A 21,186-nucleotide genomic window follows, 5' to 3' on the forward strand; every position below is an offset into this window, starting at 1 on the left:
CAGCATCCTCTTTCAATTTATTCAAATTAATTTTTCGCGATCTAGATGACTGAAATTACTTATAAATATTTTTCAATACCTATTCACATATCATGACAAGCATGCTAATTTTCATCTTAAGTGTGATCTGTTTAAAACAATTAAATCATTCATCGCAGCGCACGAATGACTGCAATTAATATTTTTATTAATCAAGTGGTTATATTTAGCAACAAGGAGTTTAACAATGATGATACAAGCTCTGAAAAAAATCTATGCACTGTTGTCACAACAGATGAATCCAAAGTTGCAAGGAATGCACCTTTCGATTCCAGAAGCCGAGGGTGATTACGCCCAAGGGACTTATTTTGAAATTCTTGCGGCTCAACACCATCAAGACTTTCTCAGTCACCATACTATGGATTCAGCAGACCAATCCCCTACTGACTATCGCAATGCCATGTGGAATTTTTTAAGTGCCGCATTAAAAGGTCATAAAGATGCCCAATATCGCTTAGGTCTCGGTTATTTACGTGGAGAACTCGGCTTAGACCGCAATTATGAACTTGCAGAGCTTTGGCTCAGTAAAGCGGCTGCACAAGGCCATGAACAAGCAGACTACGTCTTACATCATGCCTATGAAGACATTGTTGTATAGTCATTGCTTCTCACGCAATAAAAAACCAGCCCGCAGGCTGGTTTTTTATTTTAAAACTGGAACTTAGTTACCAATTTTGCGGTATTTTTGACGCTTTGCAACAAGGTCATCACCATCACGTTTACGACGGTATTCTTCAAATTCATGGTAGTTACCCGTGAAGAATTCAGGGGTTTCACCTTCAAATGACAAGATGTGCGTTGCAATACGGTCGAGGAACCAACGGTCATGCGAGATCACCATGACTGTACCCGGGAATACTAAAATGGCATCTTCAAGCGCACGTAAAGTTTCGATATCCAAGTCGTTTGACGGTTCATCGAGTAAGATGACGTTTGCGCCCATTTGCAGGATTTTCGCAAGTTGTAAACGGTTACGTTCACCACCTGACAATTGACCTACACGTTTTTGTTGATCTTGACCTTTGAAGTTAAAGCGACCGATATACGCACGAGATGCGATTTCGTATTCACCAATTTTCAAGATATCTAAACCGCCAGAAACTTCTTCCCAAACAGTTTTGTTGTCATCTAAGGTGTCACGAATCTGACCAACATAAGCCACTTTAACAGACTCACCCAGTGTAATTGTACCTGTATCTGGTTGTTGTTCGCCTGTCATCATACGGAATAATGTGGTTTTACCCGCACCGTTTTCGCCCACGATACCTACAATTGCAGCAGGTGGTACAACGAACGATAAATCTTTATAAAGTGTACGGTCACCAAAGGATTTACTAATACCTTCAACTTCTACAACTTTATTACCTAGACGTGGACCAGGTGGAATATAGATTTCAGACGTTTCATTACGCTGTTGGAATTCGCGTGAGTTAAGCTCTTCAAAACGCTCCATACGCGCTTTGTTTTTCTTTTGCTGACCTTTGGCATTTGAACGAACCCATTCAAGTTCTTTTTTCAATGCTTTAGCAAAAGATTCTTCTTGCTTCTGCTCTTGCTCTAAACGGGCATTTTTCTGCTCTAACCAAGAAGAGTAGTTGCCTTGGTATGGAATACCCATGCCGCGGTCAAGCTCAAGAATCCACTCTGCCACGTTATCCAAGAAGTAACGGTCATGGGTAATCGCAACGATCGTACCTGGGAAGTCTTTCAAGAAACGTTCCAACCATGATACTGATGAAGCATCCAAATGGTTCGTTGGTTCATCTAGAAGTAACATGTCTGGTTTAGACAATAACAAACGGCAAAGTGCAACACGACGGCGCTCACCACCAGACAACTTAGATACATCTGCATCCCAAGCTGGAAGGTTTAACGCTGCAGCAGCCTGATCCATTTGGTTCACAATGTTATGTGCATCCCATGAATGGATAATGGCTTCTAACTTCTCTTGTTCTTTTGCAAGTGCATCAAAGTCAGCATCTTCTGCTGCATATTCTGCAAACACTTCATCAAGACGCGCCAAAGCATCTAACGGCTCACGTAAACCGTCTTCAACGTTACCACGAACGTCTTTGCTTTCATCCAATGGCGGCTCTTGTTCAAGGTAACCAATTTTGATACCCGGTTGAGCACGTGCTTCACCTGAGAAATCTTTATCTACGCCCGCCATAATACGAAGCAAGGTAGATTTACCTGCACCGTTTAGACCAAGCACACCAATTTTTGCGCCTGGGAAAAATGATAAAGAGATGTCTTTCAGGATTTCGCGCTTAGGCGGAACCATCTTCGACACACGGTTCATCGTGTAAATATATTGGGCCACTTAGGACTCCTCAATAGTCAAAACATATACGGAACAACACAAAGTTGCCCCTGCTCAATTGAGCGAAAAAATAATCGGCTATTATACGCATAAAGTCGTGAAAAAATAAGGTTTCGCACACGCCTTCAATGCATTGTTACAAGTTTAATGGCGAACAAAATTTAAACATGCGTTTTTAAGCATGATTTCGCTCATCTTTAGCTGAAAATTTTTCAACAATATGAATAATTATGATATTCATTTTATAAATAAAGCACTTTTATTCATATATATAAATGATAGACTATTTAAAAAATTAGCTCACTTAGATGATGTAATCATGACCTATAAAGACGAAACTTTAGCAATTCACGCGGGGTATACCCCGGAAGCAACCACCAAAGCTGTTGCAGTTCCGATCTATCAAACAACATCATATTCGTTTGATAACACGCAGCATGGTGCTGATTTATTTGACTTAAAAGTTCAGGGTAATATTTATACCCGCATTATGAATCCAACCACGGCGGTACTTGAACAGCGTGTTGCAGCGCTCGAAGGCGGTATAGGCGCACTGGCGTTGGCATCAGGTATGGCTGCCATTACATATGCGATTCAAACCATTGCTGAAGCGGGCGACAATATCGCTTCTGTTTCGACCCTGTACGGCGGCACATATAACCTGTTTGCCCACACCCTGCCGAAACAAGGCATTGAAGTTCGCTTCTTTGATTATCAAAACCCTGAAGCGCTGCGTAGCCTCATCGATGAAAAAACTAAATTGGTCTTTGTCGAATCTATTGGTAACCCATTGGGCAATATTATTGACCTCGAAGCAATTTCGAAAATTGCGCATGAATTTGGCATACCTGTAGTCGTAGACAATACTGTGGCCACACCTGTTCTGCAAAAATCATTTGAATTTGGTGCCGACATCGTGGTGCACTCACTCACAAAATATATTGGCGGTCATGGTAATTCGATCGGTGGCATCATCGTCGATAGCGGCAAATTTCCTTGGGGCAAATACCCTGAACGCTTTAAATCACTCAACACCCCTGATCCAAGCTACCACGGGGTCAATTATGTCGAAGCTTTAGGTGACGCAGCCTACATTGCCCGTGCGCGCGTGGTCCCACTGCGTAATACAGGCGCTGCGATCAGCCCGCATAATGTATTCTTAATCTTACAAGGTTTAGAAACCTTAAGCCTGCGCATGGAGCGTCATACTGAAAATGCGCAAAAAGTGGCGGAATATTTACAAGCGCATCCAAAAGTAAAATGGGTCAACTACGCTGGCCTAAAAGACCATCCTCAGCATGCTTTAGCGCAAAAATATGTCAAAGGCAAACCATCTGCGATTCTTTCATTTGGAGTTCAAGATGGCCTTGCAGGCGGCACGCGTTTCATCGATGCGTTGCAGTTATTTACTCGCCTTGTGAATATTGGTGATGCCAAAAGTTTAGCTTGCCATCCTGCGACCACGACACATCGCCAGCTCAATGAAGATGAACTCAAAGCAGCCGGTGTCAGCGTTGATATGGTTCGTTTATCGATTGGGATCGAGCATGCAGATGACTTGATTGCCGACTTAGAGCAAGCCTTAGCTGCTGTTTAAATCACAAGTGCACAATCTACAGGTCTTATTTTTAAGGCCTGTTTTTATTTCCATTTCATTTAAATAACCACCCCCACATTATCCGCCTTTCAATTTTGCGCATCTATGGCCCTGCTTCTATATTTATTTACAATTTTATTTATCTTGAAAATCGACTTTTTACGTTGCAACGATGTGGATAAAAGCACTTCTCTTTCACATATTTATGTGTTAAAAAATGAGTAAATAGGGATTTTAATTTAGAGTAAAAACTCTAAATATTATTTTATTATCAATTACTTATCATATGGCTTTTTTTAAATAAAACGCTATCATACCGCTGACTTAAAACAGCCCTGCACATAGCGTTGTCGGGCCGATAAATGAATACAATAAAACTGATTTAACAGGGAACCTCATCGTGAATTCAAGACTTGAGAAACGTTTCGTTGACCGTGTCAACGGCAAGACCATTTTAATCACCGGTGCATCAAGTGGTATCGGTTTAACCACAGCGCATCGCCTTGCCAACGCAGGCGCACATGTTCTATTGGTTGCACGTACCAAAGAAACTCTTGATGCCGTAAAAGCTGAAATTGAAGCCACTGGCGGTAAAGCTGATGTTTTCCCATGTGACCTCAATGATATGGAATCCATTGATGCTGTGGCACAACGAATCCTCGCTTCCGTCGATCATATTGACATCTTAATTAATAACGCTGGCCGTTCTATTCGCCGTGCCGTGCATGAATCAACTGATCGTTTCCATGATTTTGAACGCACCATGCAGCTTAACTATTTTGGCGCGGTACGTTTGGTCATGAACCTGTTGCCAAAAATGATGATTCGTCGTGAAGGTCATATCATTAATATCAGCTCGATTGGTGTATTGGCCAATGCAACGCGCTTCTCTGCATATGTTGCGTCTAAAGCCGCATTAGATGCTTTCAGTCGTTGCCTAAGTGCTGAAGTTCACTCGCATAATATTGCCATCACGTCGGTCTACATGCCATTGGTGCGCACACCAATGATCGCCCCAACCAAAATTTATAAATACGTACCAACCCTTTCTCCAGAACAAGCAACCGACCTGATTGCCTATGCCATCGTGAAACGTCCGAAGAAAGTCGCAACCAATTTGGGCCGTTTGGCTTCGATCACCTACTCCATTGCTCCTGACATTAACAATAAACTCATGTCGATTGGTTATAACCTGTTCCCAAGCTCTTCAGCGTCTATTGGTAAGCAAGAAAAACTCAATTGGGTACAAAAAGCATATGCTCGCCTATTCCCTGGTGAACATTGGTAAGACCTGATGCATCCCTAAAAAAGCCCTTATGAGGGCTTTTTTATTGGGTTTTATACGACAACTTTGCTACATTGGGCTGAGATAAAATCAACTTTTATAACAATGAAAACTCAAAATATTGCCATCATCGGTGCAGGTACAGCAGGATTAGCTGCTGCAGCAATGCTTGCTGCTCAAGGCCATCAGATCTGCTTATATGAAAAAGTCTCACAACTTGAACCTGTGGGTGCAGGATTATTATTACAACCTGCCGGACTGGCAGTTTTCGAACATTTAGGCATTTTGGAACATGCCTTAAGCCTTGGCGCTGTGGTAACTGGTCTTGAAGGTCAACTGGCTGGCGGCGACTTGCTGATAAACAGTCATTATCGTCAAGCCGATGACCGTTCATATGGGCTCGGCATTCACCGTGCCACACTCTGTCATGTCCTCGCATCCAAAGTCCGTGAATATCCTCAACACGTTGAATGGTGCATGGCGCATGAAGTGCATGAACTTCAAGAATCCAGTGAGGGTATAAACGTAATTGGGCAGTCCGTAGATCAATCCTTTCAACGTCAGTTTGATCTCGTGCTGATTGCCAATGGTGCACGCAGCCATTTACGTCCTAAAGCGTGGGAAAAGCTCAACCAAGCTTATCCTTGGGGGGCGAAGTGGATCATCGTGCCTGAATGCGAAGTGCTCAATCCACAAATCTTGCATCAGTTCTATGACCGTTCCAATATCATGATGGGTGTGATGCCAACGGGAGCAATTCCAACACAGCCTGAACAGCGCCTTTCGAGCATTTTCTGGAGTCTACCTACAGAAGATTTAGAGGGATTCTTAAAAACAAAGAACGCACAGCAGCAATGGTTGCTTGAAGTTTCAAAACGCTGGCCGAGTCTTGCAGAATGGTTAGCGCATGTGATTCCACATCCAGATGATCCGCAGCAATGGCTATCTGCCAATTATCGTGATGTGGTGCTGAGCAAACTTGGTGAAGGTCGTATCGGCATATTAGGCGATGCTGCTCATGCCATGAGTCCACAGCTTGGACAAGGCGCCAACATGGCTTTGCTCGATGCATGGGCCATCAGTCAAGCTCTGCTTCAATATCAACAGGACTCCTCACTGCAAAACCTCTGGCAGGAGTATCATCAGCTACGGTTGTCCTCCGTGCGATTTTACCAATTTTTTAGTCGCTTGCTGACTCCTTTTTATCAATCACATCATCGCTGGACAGCACCGCTCCGTGATTTTTCATTTCGTGCTATGTATCAGCTGCCGTTTTTCCGCAAAGAAATGGCGATTACGATTTCCGGCTTAAAAACGGGTGCATTTGGGCACATGAATTATGCTGACATTGCCCGAAAGCCTGCAGATGATTCTGCGGCTGAACTGCGCAATTTAAAATTTGATTAAGAATTAACTCCCCATCATTCTCTTGATGGCTTACACTATAGTGCTGCTCAAATGCTGCGGCATTTATTTTTTGATTTTTGAATTGGTGAAATCCTCATGAACAACCTGCAATGGCTCGATGAAGTAAAATTTAACGAACAAGGCTTAGTGCCTGCTATTGCACAGCATCATCAAAGCGGGCGCGTATTGATGGTGGCATGGATGAACCGTGAAGCGTTGGCGCAAACTGCAGAAAAAAATCAGGCGGTGTACTTTTCACGTTCACGCAATAAGCTATGGCACAAAGGTGAAGAATCTGGCCATTTCCAAACCGTACATGAAATCCGTTTGGACTGTGATGCTGACGTGATTGTGCTACAAATTGAACAGCATGGCGGCATTGCCTGCCATACCGGCCGTGAGTCATGCTTCTACCGCAAGCTTACTGCCAATGGCTGGGAAATTGTCGATGCGCAATTAAAAGATCCGGCTGCAATTTATGGTGCAAAATCAGCAAATCCACATACTCTTGCGATGAATGCATCCAATGCGCAATCTGAGCAAGTCGAAGTACTCGACTACTTAGGTAAAATGATGGCTGAACGCAAACAAGCTGATCCTGAGTCCTCTTATGTGGCAAAGCTTTACCATAAAGGCCTCAACAAAATTTTAGAAAAAATCGGTGAAGAAAGTGTTGAAACCATCATTGCCGCTAAAGATTTCAAAATCGAAGCCAATGAAGACAACAAAAACGATTTGATTTACGAAGTAGCAGACCTTTGGTTCCATACCATTGTGATGTTGGGTTATTTCGATATTGATCCTCAATTGGTACTTAACGAACTCGCTCGTCGTCAAGGCCTTTCCGGTTTGGTTGAAAAAGCCAACCGTCAGCACTAAGACGCAACCGTGCCAGATCTTAAAAAACCGACCGCGACCTATGAGCAGGCCACCGCCATAGATAACGCACGTCTTGGTAAATCATTTAAAGTGATTGCCTATGCTGGCACAGGTAAAACAACCACACTCCAAATGATCAGTGATGCCATGCCTCAGCGGCGTGGCATGTACTTGGCCTTTAACAAAGCCATTGCCACCGAAGCACAGAATCGTTTTCATCAAAATGTCGACTGTCGAACCTTCCACTCATTGGCTTATCGTAGTGTTCCACGTGGAGTGACTGACAAACTGCGTCTACCACGTTTAAGTCCGAGTTTTATTGCCAAAGAATATCGACTAGAACCGATCACCTTACGTCGTATGATGGGCGGTCGTTATGAAAAATATGTACTCATGCCTTCGCGTTTGGCAAGTCTGGTGGCAAACGCTGTCAGTTATTTCTGTTCGACCAGTTCACAGTACCCTGCCCCACGACATCTACAAGCACCGAGTTGGCTGCATCCGGACGATATCGAAAGCTTACAAAAGCATTTGTATCCTGCCATTGAACGTCGTTGGTTAGAGTCGATTGATCCGAACCATGCAGCAGGGATTGGACACGATATTTATTTAAAACTTTGGGCTTTGTCTGAACCGAATATTCCTGCGGATTATGTGCTGTTCGATGAAGCTCAAGATGCTGACCCGCTAATGCTAGGGATTTTACTGAAACAGCGGAATACTCAAGTCATCTATGTTGGCGATGCGCATCAACAAATTTATGCATGGCGTGGCGCAGTCAATGCCATGCAGCAACTCCCTTTACCCGAATCCCGTTTAACCACGTCTTTCCGTTTTGGTGAAGAAATTGCCTTGAACGCCAATGCTCTACTGGGCGCATTGAACGAAACCGTGCCTTTATTGGGTAATCCGCAGCTCAACTCTAAAGTGGTCAATAAGCCACATACCAAGATGCGGGATGCCATTTTATGTCGTACCAATGCACGTGCGATGGAACTGTTATTGGCGGGTTTGGTTAAGGGCGAAAAAGTTAGCCTGCAAGCAGATCATGCGCGACTCAATCGTTTTGTCGATGCTGCAGCCATGCTCAAGCAAGGCAAGCGCGTAGTCGATGTCCCAGAGCTTGCGTGGTTTAACTCATGGCATGATGTGCATGAATATTGTGAAACCAATGACGGCAGCGATATTAAACCGCTAGTGAAGTTGGTCGATGACCACGGTACTGACCCACTGAAAAAGGCGCTGGCGAAAATCACCCCGATTGATCAAGCCGACTATATCATCTCGACCGCCCATAAAGCCAAAGGTTTAGAATGGGATCGGGTACATATTGAAGATGACTACCAATTTAAGCTCAACGATAAAGATTATAAAATTAGTGACGAAGAGTTACGGTTACTTTACGTGGCTTGCACACGTGCTAAAGTAAGTTTAAATATCCATCATATTTATGACTTGATGCAGCACTTAAAACGTCAAATGCCCAAATCTTTGGCACAAGCGGTCAGCTAGTATGATGAAAAAGGTGAATAAACAATAAATCAGTAAAAGGTGCACCATGAAATTACAATCGATCCAACTCAAGCACACCCTTCATTTTACTGATATCACCCTCAATTTTAATTACCACGATCTGCCGATCACCTTAATTTTGGGTGATCAAAGTTCTGGAAAAACCTCCCTACTACGCTTTAGTTATCAGGCCCTCACTTGGTTCGCTGCACGTTATAAAGATTTACGCACCGCAGGCGTGGTAATGCTCGATCAAGACATCATGTTAAATCGCTTGCAATCGAAACTTGATATTCAAGTCAGTTTTCCCGAAGACATTGGCTCATTTCAGCTTTCAAGTGATCAACAAGACCAAGACCCACAATGTTGTTCATGGCAATTGTACAAAACCTTAAACAGTCAAGGCGTCGGCCTCAGTAAGGCCGAAACACAGCAATTAGAATCGATGGTTGCGCTGTATCAAAAAGCCCTCAAAGCCGATCCGTTACAAGGGTTGCCACTCATTGCCTATTACCCTGCTGAACGTTTCGTCAACGATGTGAATATTCTCAATAAAAATAATCCTGCTATTTTTCAGCCTTCGCATGCTTATGAAATCTCGGCCATTCCCTTTACCACGTTTATTCGTTTTTTTGAGTGGTTTCGAGAAATATCCGACATTGAAAATGCACAAAGTGCCGAATTAATTCAAAATTTATTACATCCTAAAACCCAAGCCGATACATCCAACGCATCAGACACGCCTCTTTTTGGGCAAAAACTAGCACAAGCTCAGGCCGATCTACACGCGCCGTCACTCAGATCATTAAAACAAGCTTTAGAGACCGTGTTGCCCGATGTGACCAATATTTATCTGCAATATCACCCCAAATTACAGTTAATGGTCTGCTATCAAGGCAAAGACATGTTATTTCAACAGCTGTCAAATAGTGTGCGCAACCTTGTGGCCTTAATTGGTGATATTGTGCGTCGCCTCTGTCTGCTCAATCCTCATAGCTTATATCCATGCCAAGAAGGTGACGGTATTTTATTGATCGACGCCATAGACCACCAACTCGATCAAAACATGACTCAAGTGATTTTGACCCGTTTAAATCAAGCGTTTCCACGACTCCAAATCATTGCCAGCGGCAACCGTCCTGAACTGATGGAACAGGCTTCTCGCTTTCAGTGCTTACAATTACAGAATAAAAAGCTCAGTGAGATTCAGCCTGAAAAACTACAAGAAACCTATGATCAAATTTATCAGCAGTTGCAACTCGGATCTAAACCATCGCTTCCACCTAAAACTGAAGAGATTGAATTAAATGAGCCGCTGAATAATCCGGATATCACCCAGCACATGTTGCAGTTAATCCAGACACAACTGACCGAGCAACAGCAACAAGAATTGGTAAGGGCTTTATCACAGCGGGGTGATCAGGACATTACGATCCAACCGCTGAGTTAAAAATACTGAGGTTGATTGACTGAGTGTAATCCATAGCCTCGATGTTTAAATATTCAGCAATAAGGCCGCAATAGATGTCTAGACAGTTTCGTCAGGCGTATAATGTGTAAGTGGTTCATAAAAAAGATTGATGTTGTTTTACGCATGTAATATGATCGGTTTTATTTGCAATTTTCATAGTAACATCGGAAATTGCTATCGCTTCACGAGTTGCGCAACACAGCTTGTTTTTAATTTTTTTTGACACACATGGCTTTCAAGATTGAATTTTTGGACTGCTCTTTGCTGTCCTGTAATCCTTGAAAGATGAAATACACCTAGGTTTCACCGCCTAATCAAGACAATGGATACGAGTGTGCTACCGATTATTATATTGTTACCGTTAATACTAGGCACAACACTTGTCTCGTGGTTGAAGCAATTCTCTCGCGGGGTAACAGCTTTAGGGGCGATTGGCGTCAGCCTCAGCAGTTTAGTTTTATTATTGAGTCAGGCTCAAGATGTATTTAATGGCAAAACCATCATTCAAACATGGCCATGGCTCACTCAAGTTGGCATTGATTTCAGTTTCCGCCTCGATGCACTGGGCTTATTGTTTTCCCTGCTCATTACCGGGATCGGCACCTTAATTTATATCTATGCCTACTATTATTTAAGTCCAAAGAATTCGCTCAGTAAACTGTATGTTTTATTGATGCTGTTCATGGCTGCCATGCTCGGCATTTCATTGTCTAATAATTTAATTTTATTGCTTATTTTCTGGGAACTTACCAGCATTTCATCTTTCCTTTTGGTTGGTTATTGGAGCAATTACGACGCAGCTCAGCGTGGCTCTCGAATGGCTTTGACCATTACAGGTATGGGTGGTTTATGTATGCTGGGTGGTTTTGTTCTGTTGGCGCAAATCACGGGCACCTATCAGATTGATCAAATCCTAACGATGAGTAGCCAAATTCAGCAGCACTCGCTTTTTGTACCCACACTGCTATTAATATTAATGGGAGCATTTACTAAAAGTGCGCAGTTCCCTTTCCATTTTTGGTTGCCAAATGCTATGGCGGCACCGACCCCCGTCTCGGCCTATTTACACTCTGCTACGATGGTGAAAGCCGGAATTTTCCTGCTTGCACGCTTATTACCGATTTTTGCAGGCGCTGCGTTGTATCACAACTTGGTCACCTTTATTGGCTTATTTACCTTATGTATGGCGGCCTTTTTTGCCATTTTCAAAGAAGATTTAAAAGGGCTTTTGGCCTATTCCACCATCAGCCATTTAGGTCTGATTGTTTGCTTACTCGGGATCGGATCTCCCCTCGCAGTTGCGGCTGCCATTTTCCATATCATTAATCATGCGACCTTCAAAGCAGCCCTATTTATGATCGCGGGGATTATTGACCACGAATCAGGCACACGTGATTTACGAAAACTCTCTGGTTTATGGCAATTACTTCCGTTTACCGCAACGCTAACCATGATCACTGCGGCCTCTATGGCAGGTGTCCCATTAACCAATGGTTTCCTCTCTAAAGAGATGTTCTTTACTGAGCTTTTAGCCAATCTGACTGGGCCTGTGATGATCGTATCAGCCATCATTGCCACCTTTGCCGGTATCTTTGCTGTCGCGTATTCAGTACGTTTAGTTCACGGGGTGTTTTTTGATGGTCCACTGGGGAAAGAAATTCCCAATAAAGAAGCACATGAACCACCGTTTGGTATGCGCGCACCAGCAACATTACTGGCTGCTTTATGTATTTTAGTTGGATTATTCCCTGCCCTATTGGTTGAGCATATAGTCAACAGCACAGCACGTGAGAGTATTCAAAACCCTGCGTTTGAAGGTACACATTTAGCGATTTGGCATGGTTTAAATGCACCGCTTTTGATGAGTGTAATAGCACTATTGGGTGGTTTAATTTTCTACTTCGCATTGGCAAAGGGCGGCAAATTACGGCGGATCGACTTAGATCCATTTTTGGGTCGTTTGCAAGGTAAAGTGCTGTTCGACTTATTTTTAAAATATCTTTTACTCAGCTCAAGAAAATTCCGTCGCTTTACTGAAAATGGCAAATTACAAAGCTATGTATTGTGGATTTTAATCTTTAGTGTAGCCATCGTCATCGTTCCATTTTGGCTGCAAGGCATCGGCACAGGCAGTCGTGAACTGGTACATGCTCCGGTCATCGCGATCGTTCTGTGGCTATTATTATTCTCTGCATGTTGGATGATGCTTTGGTTCCACCATGAACGTATTAAAGCCGTCCTCATCAGTGGTGCAGTCGGTCTAGTTGTGACCATGGTATTTATCTGTTTCTCCGCTCCCGATTTGGCGTTAACGCAGATTACTGTTGACGTGGTGACCACCGTACTCTTACTCATGAGCCTATCGTTATTACCACAGCTCACCCCTTATGAGTCGAGCGTGTCACGTCGTTGGCGAGATGCATTGATTGCGATTATTGTAGGTCTAGGGATCGCATGGATTTCATGGTTGATCATGACCCGTGATCACAATTCCATTTCATGGTTCTTCATGCAGCAGTCTATCCCACTTGGTGGTGGTACCAATGTGGTCAACGTGATCTTGGTGGACTTCCGTGGTTTCGATACCTTTGGTGAAATTACCGTACTGGGAATTGCTGCAATTGGTACGCTATGCATGATGGATGGTATGCGTGCTCATGGCACCACCATTACGCAAGGTCTGACCTATCGTTTTAATCCGTCGCCACTGATGTTCCGTATTACCTCATCTTGGATTTTGCCTTTGGCCTTGGTGATCAGTCTGTATATTTTCCTACGGGGTCATAACTTACCTGGCGGTGGCTTTATTGCAGGTTTAATTACCTCTTTAGCCTTAGTGATTCAATATATCGCGCTCGGTCAAGACCGTGCTGAACAATTGATTGGTGCAAAATCAGGTCGCTTATATGAAGTGTGGATTGGTATTGGTTTAACCATTGCGGGTTTGACAGGGATCGCTGCTTGGCTATGGGGCCGCCCATTCCTGACCAGTGCTCATATCTATGTCTCACCACCCATTTTAGGTGAAATGCACCTTGCCTCCGCTGCCCTCTTCGACACAGGTGTCTACATCACTGTTGTGGGTGCGACGATGTTAATGATTTCCGTCTTAGGCGACTCGCGTCACTCGAGTATGTCTGGTCCAGTTCCAAGAGGCGAATAAGATGATTAGTTTAGAATTTTTACTCGCTTCAGCCATTGGCTTACTGACCGCAACAGGGGTATACCTGATTTTGCGGGCACGTACCTTTCCTGTCGTGCTGGGTTTAGCCATGATTGGCTATGCTGTGAACTTATTTTTATTTGTCATGGGACGTATTCATGTCAACGCACCGGCTGTGTTAACGGAAACAACCAAAGCGACCGATCCTTTACCACAAGCCTTGGTCCTAACCGCCATTGTGATTGGCTTTGCGACCACTGCGTTTATCGTACAATTGGCTCTGCGTAGCCGCTATGAAACCGGAACAGATCATGTGGACTCCAAAGAAGAAATACCGCAAATTGACCCGCGGGAGGATGAGCCATAATGCATGATTTCATCCAATTTTGGACTACCCACAGCCCGATTTTCAGTATTTTAATTCCTGCAATTACTGCATTTATTTTAGTCCTTTTGGGCAACCCCGGCTCTGGCTCGTTGGCACATGACTGGCGACAACCTTGGCGTCGTGGAATCAGCTATGTTTCTGGCATCCTTGGGCTGATCACATCTATCAGTTATTTGATGATCGCCAGCTCTGGCCAAGTCTTGGTTTATAACCTGAGTGAATGGGCCGCACCGTTTGGTATTGTCTTAGTTCTAGATCGACTCTCAGCATTCATGTTGGTGCTGACTTATGGTCTTGCTGTGCCAGTGATGTGGTTTGCCAGCAAAGAATGGGATGAGCGTGGTCGTTATTTCCATGCCATGTGCCATTTCTTACTGATGGGTTTGTGTGGTGCGTTCCTAACAGGCGATTTATTTAACCTATTTGTCTTCTTTGAAATCCTGTTGATGGCATCGTACGTTTTGCTCTTACACGGCCAAGGCAAAGCACGTTTTCAATTGGGTATTCATTACGTCACCATTAACCTATTTGCCTCTGCTCTCTTCCTGATCGGACTCGGGATGATTTATGGCAGTGTAGGTAGCTTAAATATGGCAGATGTTGCACGACTTATGCCTTTGCTTGAAGCGGATCAACATCGTATTGCTGTAGCTGGTGCATTGTTACTGTTTACCGTCTTTGGCATCAAGGCAGCAATGCTGCCTGTAGGGTTCTGGTTACCAAAGACCTATGCTGTGGCAACCACTCCTGTCGCAGCCTTGTTCACCATTATGACCAAGGTCGGCATCTATGCCATTCTCCGTGTTAATGGCACTGTGTTTGACGATGGGATTAGCCGTGAAATCTTACAGCAGTGGCTATTACCGATTGGTTTAGTGACGTCGCTCTATGGTGCTTATGGTGCAATCGGAACGGATCGTTTACGTCGTTTTGTCGGTTTTATGATTTTGTCTTCTATCGGTACAATATTGGTTGCGATTTCACTCTTTAATACGGATGCATGGGCTGCAGGACTTTATTACCTGATTCACAGTACCATTATTGGTGCAGCTTTTTATATTCTATCGGGTTGGATTACCTCACAACGCGGCGAATTTAAAGATCATTTTAAAATTGCGCCCCGCATGAAACAGCATAATACAGTTGCTGTCTGCTATTTCATCATTGCGTTGATGATGGCTGGTCTACCACCATTTAGCGGCTTTTTGGGTAAAGTATTTATCTTACAAGCAACAGCCAATTCACCTTACCAAATCATGATTATTTTAATTGTTTTGTTGGTGAGTTTACTCAGTATCATGGCATTTACCCGCGCTGGTTTTGTACTTTTCTGGCGTTCATCTCGTCCAGAAGATGATAGTGATACTGAAGAATATCAACGCTATCAGGCTTTGCCGAATAAGGCTCCGCTACGCAATGACAAGACCATTTATCTACTATTAACAGCGCTTGTGGGATATATGGTCTTTGCTGCACCAATCTATGACTATACCTACAAGACTGCGCAGCAAATTCAAGACAACCCATTATATGAATCGTTGCTATTGAAAAAGGATAAAGAAGGTCAAATTATCAGTGTTCAACCTTATGATCCTGAAAATTTACCTGAAACCAAATATGGTGGCGAATCAGCGGATCCAAATGCACACCTCATCCCTGCATTGATTGCGCCTGAAACCCTAAATGGCGAACATATTTCTGAATATAAGCGACGCCAAATTCAGGGACAGCAACAAGAAGAAAAATTGCCTGAAGAGACCCAGCTGAAACCGATGGAGGTACCTTAACATGGCGACACTATCTTTATTTAATCGCTGGTTTCCGCATCCATTGGTATCAGTCATGGTTGGTCTGAGCTGGGTGATGTTAGCGCACAGTTTAGATGCGGCCACACTATGCATGGCCTTGGTTTTAGCCATTGTTATTCCGCGATTGGTTCGCCCTTTTATTGATCGAACACCGAATATCAACTGGCTGGCAGCATGTAAATTATTCTTTGTGGTGTTATGGGATATTATTGTCAGTAATATCCATGTTGCAAAACTCGTCCTTGGTCCGACACATAAATTGCATCCGAAATGGTTCCGTGTTCCTCTCGATACACAGCATGAAGAAGTCAATTCTCTGCTTGCGATGATCATCACCACGACACCCGGTACGGTGTCTGCCGGAATTGACCAAGACCGTGGTGATATTTTGGTCCATGCGCTGAGCACGGATGATCCTGAAGCAGAAATTCAAACCATTAAAGAGCGCTATGAGCGCCCTCTCATCCTTATTTTTGGCGCTGATACAGGAGAGTCTGCATGACAATTTTACCTTATGCGCTTGGCATTTGTTTAGTTGCAGTGACGATCTCAATGTTACTGTGCCTCATCCGCTTGGTGATGGGACCTTCAGTTGTGGACCGACTACTTGCTTTAGATACTTTGTTCTTAAATGCCACCTGCTTAATCGTCATTTTAGGTATTTATTGGGCAAGTACATCAATGTTTGAAGGGGCTTTATTGGTTGCCATGCTGGGGTTTGTATCTACAGCTGCTTTAGCACGCTATTTCACCACTGGACATGTCATCGACTAGGAGTCCTTTAATATGCAATTAGTCATGGAAATTTTGGTCTCGATTTTTTTGGTGATTGGTGCTTTTTTCATGTTGGTCGGCGGTATTGGCATGGTTCGCCTACCCGACTTATTTATGCGACTGCACGCACCGACCAAATCGAGCACCTTAGGCTTAGGAAGTTTTCTAATTGCTGCAATTATTTATGCAGCATTTCAAGGCCGTTTTGGATTTGCAGAAATCCTGATCACGCTTTTTGCTTTTATCACTGCACCGGTTTCTGCAAACCTCATGGCACAAGCGGCATTACATTTACGACTGCGCTCGATGAGTGGTGAGGCACCAGAAGCTCTGAATCGCCCTCTTCCTTGGCAGCGAACTCGGCGCCGTGCATTTCACTCTAAACTCCATTCAAAACCAAGGGATCTGGATTAAATCTAGATCCAGTTTGATTATGCGTTCGAGCTAAAAAATTCTTTAATTTTCATCCATAATTTCTCAATTACATTCCCTTGAGCCATATATTGCAAACGTTTTTGGTTATAAGGTGTTTTTTTTAAACCATACTGCCTAGCTAAATCAATCAGTAAGTTAGTCTCAAAACTACTTTGAAAATTGTTATACCAGCCAGGCTGATTCTGGCTCATCTCAAGATTCGCCAATTCATAAAACAGCTGTGCCATCACGGCATCCTGTCTTGAAACAAAATTCTTCCGCTCACTGATTTGTAAGCTGACCTGTTCTCGTATGGCATCGTATTCCGCTGTTGTGGGTTTGCGCTGATCACTCCAATGTCCATCAGGAACATAGCCTGTTCCATAATGTACATTTAACAATGGATATTCATGAAAATATTTTGCTGTCGCACTTTTTCTTTGGCTGTTAAAATATTCAGATGAATCCATTCACTTCCAAGGTGAATCGTTGGATCACGTTTCATACCTTCAGCAATCCATTTTTTGGCTAGTGAAATATTGCCGATCAACTCATAAGCTGTGCCTAAATTCACTGCCGTCTTCGGTAAACCTGGATGCTCATTTTCAATTGCACGTAAAATCTTAATGGCTAAATCGTAACGGCCTGCGTAGATCTGATGTACGGCATAATCATTTTCTGCCTGATAGTCTATTGGGCTAGGATGCCTTGAGACAAAGTTATTCAATTTTTCATCATGATGTTCTTCGCGTTGATTTTCTTTTTCTGAATCAGATGTATAAAAATCTTCTACATAGGTATTTAGACATGCCCAACTTGGCATAGTGATGAGTAATATGCTGCTCAATAGCATGATTTTTTTCATTATATTGTGTGGACAGACTGGACTATCCAATGTCATTTTCAACCTGAGTTTTATCATCTAGTTATAATTCTGTGTGTTATAGGGTATTTTTAAATAATGACCATTCAAACATAAAAAAGCCACCCGAAGGTGGCTTTTTTCATTCAGCGAACTGAATTATTCATCATCTTTTTTTGCTTCGTCAGTAGGAGGTAAGTCCTTGACCGCTTCCGCAATTAGACCAAACATATAGTTGCCATAAGCATTTGTTTTGTCGTAATGGAAACGCAAACGTGGCGTAATACGTGTTTTGATACGACGGCTTAGTTCATGACGCAAGAAACCAGATGCTTTATTCAAGACATCTAAAGTTTCTTTATTTGCGGCTTCACTTTGCTCATCGCCTAGCTCACGACCCATTACAGTCACATAAACTTCGGCATATCCTAAGTCTGGGCTCACCTTCACGGCAGAGATGGTCACGAGACCACCTAAGCGTGGATCTTTCAGCTCCTGACGGATCAGTTCTGACAACTCACGTTGTACTGTATCCGCCATACGCTTCAGACGTTGACTACCCGCCATTAAAGACTCCGTTTAATTAATTGAACATCGTACACTTCAATCTTATCTTGTGCTTTGATGTCTTTATAGCCTTTCACCGCAAGACCACATTCCATACCAGCACGAACTTCTTCAACCACATCTTTGTAGCGACGAAGAGATTCAAGCTCGCCTTGGAATACCACCACGTCATCACGTAATACGCGAATCGGTTTATTACGGTGTAATGTACCTTCAAGTACCATACAACCTGCAGCAGCACCGAATTTACTTGAGTGGAACACTTCACGTACTTCAGCAACACCCAGAATTGTTTCACGGTGTTCAGGCGCCAATTTACCGCTCATCGCATCTTTCACATCATCAATTAATTGATAGATGATCGAGTAGTAACGAATGTCGATACCATCAGCATCAGCTTTTTGACGTGCAGTATTATCAGCACGTACGTTAAAGCCGAGAAGAACCGCTTCTGATGATTCAGCAAGTGTTACGTCAGACTCAGTGATCGCACCAACACCTGAACCAATAATACGTACTTTCACTTCATCAGTTGCAAGTTCAGCAAGTGCAACGTGTAATGCTTCCAAAGTACCACGTACGTCTGTTTTCAATACCACGTTGACAATAGGCACATCTTTCTTGCCCATAGACGCCATGATATTTTCAAGACGCATCGCAGATTGACGCTCAAGACGTTTTTGACGTTCACGATCCATACGCGCATCAGCAACTTCACGTGCTTTTTTCTCGTCATTTACAACAAGAACTTCATCACCCGCCATTGGCGCTTCTGGTAGACCCAAGATTTCCACAGGAATCGAAGGACCAGCAGATTTAATACGTTGACCATTTTCATCTGTCATCGCACGCACACGACCATATGATGAACCTGCAAGAACAAGGTCACCCACTTTCAATGTACCGTTTTGAACAAGAATCGATGTAACCGCACCACGCCCTTTGTCTACACGTGCTTCAATTACAACACCTTGTGCCGCACCCTCTTCAGATGCTTTAAGCTCAAGAAGTTCGGCTTGAATTGAGATCAAGTCAAGAAGTTCGTCGATACCTGCACCTGAATGCGCAGAAACCATTGCCACTGGAACGTCACCGCCCCATTGCTCAGGTACGATTTCTTTCGTCGTCAACTCATTCAATACGCGATCTGGATCAGCAGACTCTTTATCCATTTTGTTGATAGCAACAATAATTGGCGTACCTGCTGCACGTGCATGGTCAATCGCTTCCGCAGTTTGTGGCATAACACCATCATCTGCTGCAACAACCAACACTACGATATCTGTAGATTTCGCACCACGTGAACGCATTGCAGTAAATGCTGCGTGTCCCGGCGTATCTAAGAAAGTAATAATACCTTTTTCAGTTTTCACATGGTAAGCACCAATATGCTGTGTGATACCACCTGCTTCACCTGCAGCCACTTTAGAGCGACGAATACGGTCAAGAAGTGATGTTTTACCATGGTCAACGTGACCCATAATTGTCACAACTGGCGGACGAGTGGTTTGGACACCACGCGCTTCTTCAGCAGCTTCAAGTAAGTTATCTTCCGCTTGAGTATCAGAAACCAATACTGGGTTATGACCCATTTCTTCAACAACAAGTGCTGCAATTTCTTGATCAATCGCTTGGTTTTGAGTAACCAATTCGCCCATTTTCATAAGTGATTTGATAACTTCGCGAACTTTAACCGCCATTTTCGCAGCCAAGTCAGCAACAACAATTGTTTCACCAATTTCAACATCATAAACTTGTTTTTTAACTGGTTTTTCAAAGCCATGCTTGTTCGCTTGACTTGTTTTTAAACCACGTTTATGTGAGTTATCACGGAAAGATTGCTCTTCGCCACGACGACCACCTTTTTTAGGTGAACGTGAATTGTTGGTATTGGTACCACGTTTAATTTCACGGTCTTCTTTCGCAAATGAATCTTCATATGCCTGACCTACAAGGCCGGCGGCAAGCGGAGAATCATCTACAACACGAATGGTCGCAGTAGTGTCTTCGTTAGAATACTTAGACGCCATTTGACGCATTTGCTCAAGCGTACGTTGTTGCGCTTCTTCAGCGGCTTTACGACGCGCCGCTTCTTCTACAGCTTTCAATTGTGCTGCTTGAGCTTCACGTGCTTTTTTCTGTTCTAGAGTTTCAACAGGTTTTGTAATTGGCTTGTTGTTTGACTTACGTTTTACAACAACCGCAGCTTTCGGTGTTTCTTGCTTCGCATGTTCTTGCTTCGCAGCAGCGCGCATTGCTTCTAAAGCTTGTTTCGCTTTAGATACTGGTTGTTGCTTCGGTTCTTCAGCTTTCGCTTCAACCTTAGGTTCCTGTTTACGTGCTTGTTGGTCAGCTTGTGCTTTCGCTAATGCTTCAGCTTTAATTTGCTCAGGATCCGGTTTAACAAATGTATGTTTCTTACGAACTTCTACATTAATCGTTTTTGCCTTGCCCGATGTACTCGCCACTTTAGCAGTACTGGTAGTTTTACGTTTCAACGTGATTTGTCCTGCATTGCCCGCATCCTGACCATGAACTTTTTTCAAATGGTTAACGAGGGCATTTTGTTGTTCAGTGGAGATAATATCGTCAGGTTTAGTTTGTGGTAAACCCGCATCACGAACCTGTTCCAGCAGCTTCTCAACTGGACGACCCACGCTGAGAGCTAACTCCTTAATCGACTTGTCCGTCATATAT

General features: G+C 43.5%; 18 protein-coding genes. 13 read left to right on the forward strand and 5 right to left on the reverse strand.

Features of this window, described 5'->3' with window-relative positions; translation table 11 throughout:
• Window positions 1–226: 226 nt before the first annotated feature.
• The gene (locus tag FTU75_RS11895; protein WP_180024277.1) at window positions 227–637 is read left to right on the forward strand and encodes an SEL1-like repeat protein; all 411 of its coding nucleotides are present in this window, start codon (window positions 227–229) and stop codon (window positions 635–637) included.
• 63 nt (window positions 638–700) lie between these two features.
• Here the strand turns inward: FTU75_RS11895 and ettA are convergent, their stop codons facing one another.
• Window positions 701–2,362 (reverse strand): energy-dependent translational throttle protein EttA, encoded by a 1,662-nt coding sequence (gene ettA / locus FTU75_RS11900; protein WP_078192544.1) that lies wholly within the window; start codon window positions 2,360–2,362, stop codon window positions 701–703.
• Window positions 2,363–2,681: 319 nt separating this feature from the next.
• Between ettA and FTU75_RS11905 the strand changes: the two genes are divergently transcribed.
• The 12 genes from FTU75_RS11905 (at window position 2,682) to FTU75_RS11960 (ending at window position 17,060) form a co-directional block, all read left to right on the forward strand.
• Complete coding sequence (locus FTU75_RS11905; protein ID WP_180116030.1) at window positions 2,682–3,959, forward strand: O-acetylhomoserine aminocarboxypropyltransferase/cysteine synthase family protein; 1,278 nt, start codon at window positions 2,682–2,684, stop codon at window positions 3,957–3,959.
• Window positions 3,960–4,359: 400 nt separating this feature from the next.
• On the forward strand, window positions 4,360–5,247 hold the full coding sequence (locus tag FTU75_RS11910) for an SDR family NAD(P)-dependent oxidoreductase (RefSeq protein WP_180093103.1): 888 nt from the start codon (window positions 4,360–4,362) through the stop codon (window positions 5,245–5,247).
• Between the two features lie 102 nt (window positions 5,248–5,349).
• Window positions 5,350–6,651 carry an NAD(P)/FAD-dependent oxidoreductase gene (locus FTU75_RS11915; protein ID WP_180116031.1) on the forward strand — a complete coding sequence of 434 codons (1,302 nt, stop codon included), beginning with the start codon at window positions 5,350–5,352 and terminating at the stop codon, window positions 6,649–6,651.
• Window positions 6,652–6,747: 96 nt separating this feature from the next.
• Complete coding sequence (gene hisIE / locus FTU75_RS11920) at window positions 6,748–7,530, forward strand: bifunctional phosphoribosyl-AMP cyclohydrolase/phosphoribosyl-ATP diphosphatase HisIE (protein ID WP_078189402.1); 783 nt, start codon at window positions 6,748–6,750, stop codon at window positions 7,528–7,530.
• 9 nt (window positions 7,531–7,539) lie between these two features.
• On the forward strand, window positions 7,540–9,042 hold the full coding sequence (locus FTU75_RS11925) for a UvrD-helicase domain-containing protein (RefSeq protein WP_111884125.1): 1,503 nt from the start codon (window positions 7,540–7,542) through the stop codon (window positions 9,040–9,042).
• A 46-nt stretch (window positions 9,043–9,088) separates the two neighbouring features.
• Window positions 9,089–10,492: an AAA family ATPase gene (locus tag FTU75_RS11930; protein ID WP_180116032.1), complete on the forward strand. Its 1,404-nt coding sequence runs from the start codon at window positions 9,089–9,091 to the stop codon at window positions 10,490–10,492.
• 343 nt (window positions 10,493–10,835) lie between these two features.
• Window positions 10,836–13,676 carry a monovalent cation/H+ antiporter subunit A gene (locus FTU75_RS11935; RefSeq protein ID WP_180116033.1) on the forward strand — a complete coding sequence of 947 codons (2,841 nt, stop codon included), beginning with the start codon at window positions 10,836–10,838 and terminating at the stop codon, window positions 13,674–13,676.
• Between the two features lies 1 nt (window position 13,677).
• Entirely contained in the window at window positions 13,678–14,043 is a 366-nt protein-coding gene (locus tag FTU75_RS11940; protein ID WP_078189407.1) for a Na+/H+ antiporter subunit C, read from the forward strand.
• Window positions 14,043–15,851 carry a monovalent cation/H+ antiporter subunit D gene (locus tag FTU75_RS11945; protein WP_180116034.1) on the forward strand — a complete coding sequence of 603 codons (1,809 nt, stop codon included), beginning with the start codon at window positions 14,043–14,045 and terminating at the stop codon, window positions 15,849–15,851. Before FTU75_RS11940 ends, FTU75_RS11945 begins: the two co-directional genes overlap by 1 nt.
• 1 nt (window position 15,852) lies before the next feature.
• The gene (locus FTU75_RS11950) at window positions 15,853–16,374 is read left to right on the forward strand and encodes a Na+/H+ antiporter subunit E (protein WP_180084543.1); all 522 of its coding nucleotides are present in this window, start codon (window positions 15,853–15,855) and stop codon (window positions 16,372–16,374) included.
• Window positions 16,371–16,646, forward strand: a complete 276-nt coding sequence (locus tag FTU75_RS11955; protein ID WP_078192553.1) for a monovalent cation/H+ antiporter subunit F — start codon at window positions 16,371–16,373, stop codon at window positions 16,644–16,646. Before FTU75_RS11950 ends, FTU75_RS11955 begins: the two co-directional genes overlap by 4 nt.
• A 12-nt stretch (window positions 16,647–16,658) precedes the next feature.
• The gene (locus FTU75_RS11960; protein WP_180084542.1) at window positions 16,659–17,060 is read left to right on the forward strand and encodes a Na+/H+ antiporter subunit G; all 402 of its coding nucleotides are present in this window, start codon (window positions 16,659–16,661) and stop codon (window positions 17,058–17,060) included.
• Between the two features lie 17 nt (window positions 17,061–17,077).
• On the opposite strand, the gene FTU75_RS11965 is transcribed toward FTU75_RS11960, so the two are convergent.
• The 4 genes from FTU75_RS11965 to infB all read right to left on the reverse strand — a co-directional run bounded on the left by FTU75_RS11965 (window position 17,078) and on the right by infB (window position 21,182).
• Complete coding sequence (locus FTU75_RS11965; RefSeq protein ID WP_180084541.1) at window positions 17,078–17,461, reverse strand: hypothetical protein; 384 nt, start codon at window positions 17,459–17,461, stop codon at window positions 17,078–17,080.
• Complete coding sequence (locus FTU75_RS11970; RefSeq protein WP_180116035.1) at window positions 17,455–17,913, reverse strand: tetratricopeptide repeat protein; 459 nt, start codon at window positions 17,911–17,913, stop codon at window positions 17,455–17,457. The genes FTU75_RS11965 and FTU75_RS11970 overlap by 7 nt, the downstream gene beginning before the upstream one ends.
• 168 nt (window positions 17,914–18,081) lie before the next feature.
• Window positions 18,082–18,489 carry a ribosome-binding factor A gene (locus FTU75_RS11975; protein ID WP_078189413.1) on the reverse strand — a complete coding sequence of 136 codons (408 nt, stop codon included), beginning with the start codon at window positions 18,487–18,489 and terminating at the stop codon, window positions 18,082–18,084.
• Window positions 18,489–21,182 carry a translation initiation factor IF-2 gene (infB, locus tag FTU75_RS11980; protein WP_111884116.1) on the reverse strand — a complete coding sequence of 898 codons (2,694 nt, stop codon included), beginning with the start codon at window positions 21,180–21,182 and terminating at the stop codon, window positions 18,489–18,491. Before infB ends, FTU75_RS11975 begins: the two co-directional genes overlap by 1 nt.
• Window positions 21,183–21,186 lie beyond the last annotated feature (4 nt).

Source organism: Acinetobacter sp. YH12140 (assembly GCF_013418475.1).
Classification (GTDB): Bacteria; Pseudomonadota; Gammaproteobacteria; order Pseudomonadales; family Moraxellaceae; genus Acinetobacter; species Acinetobacter amyesii.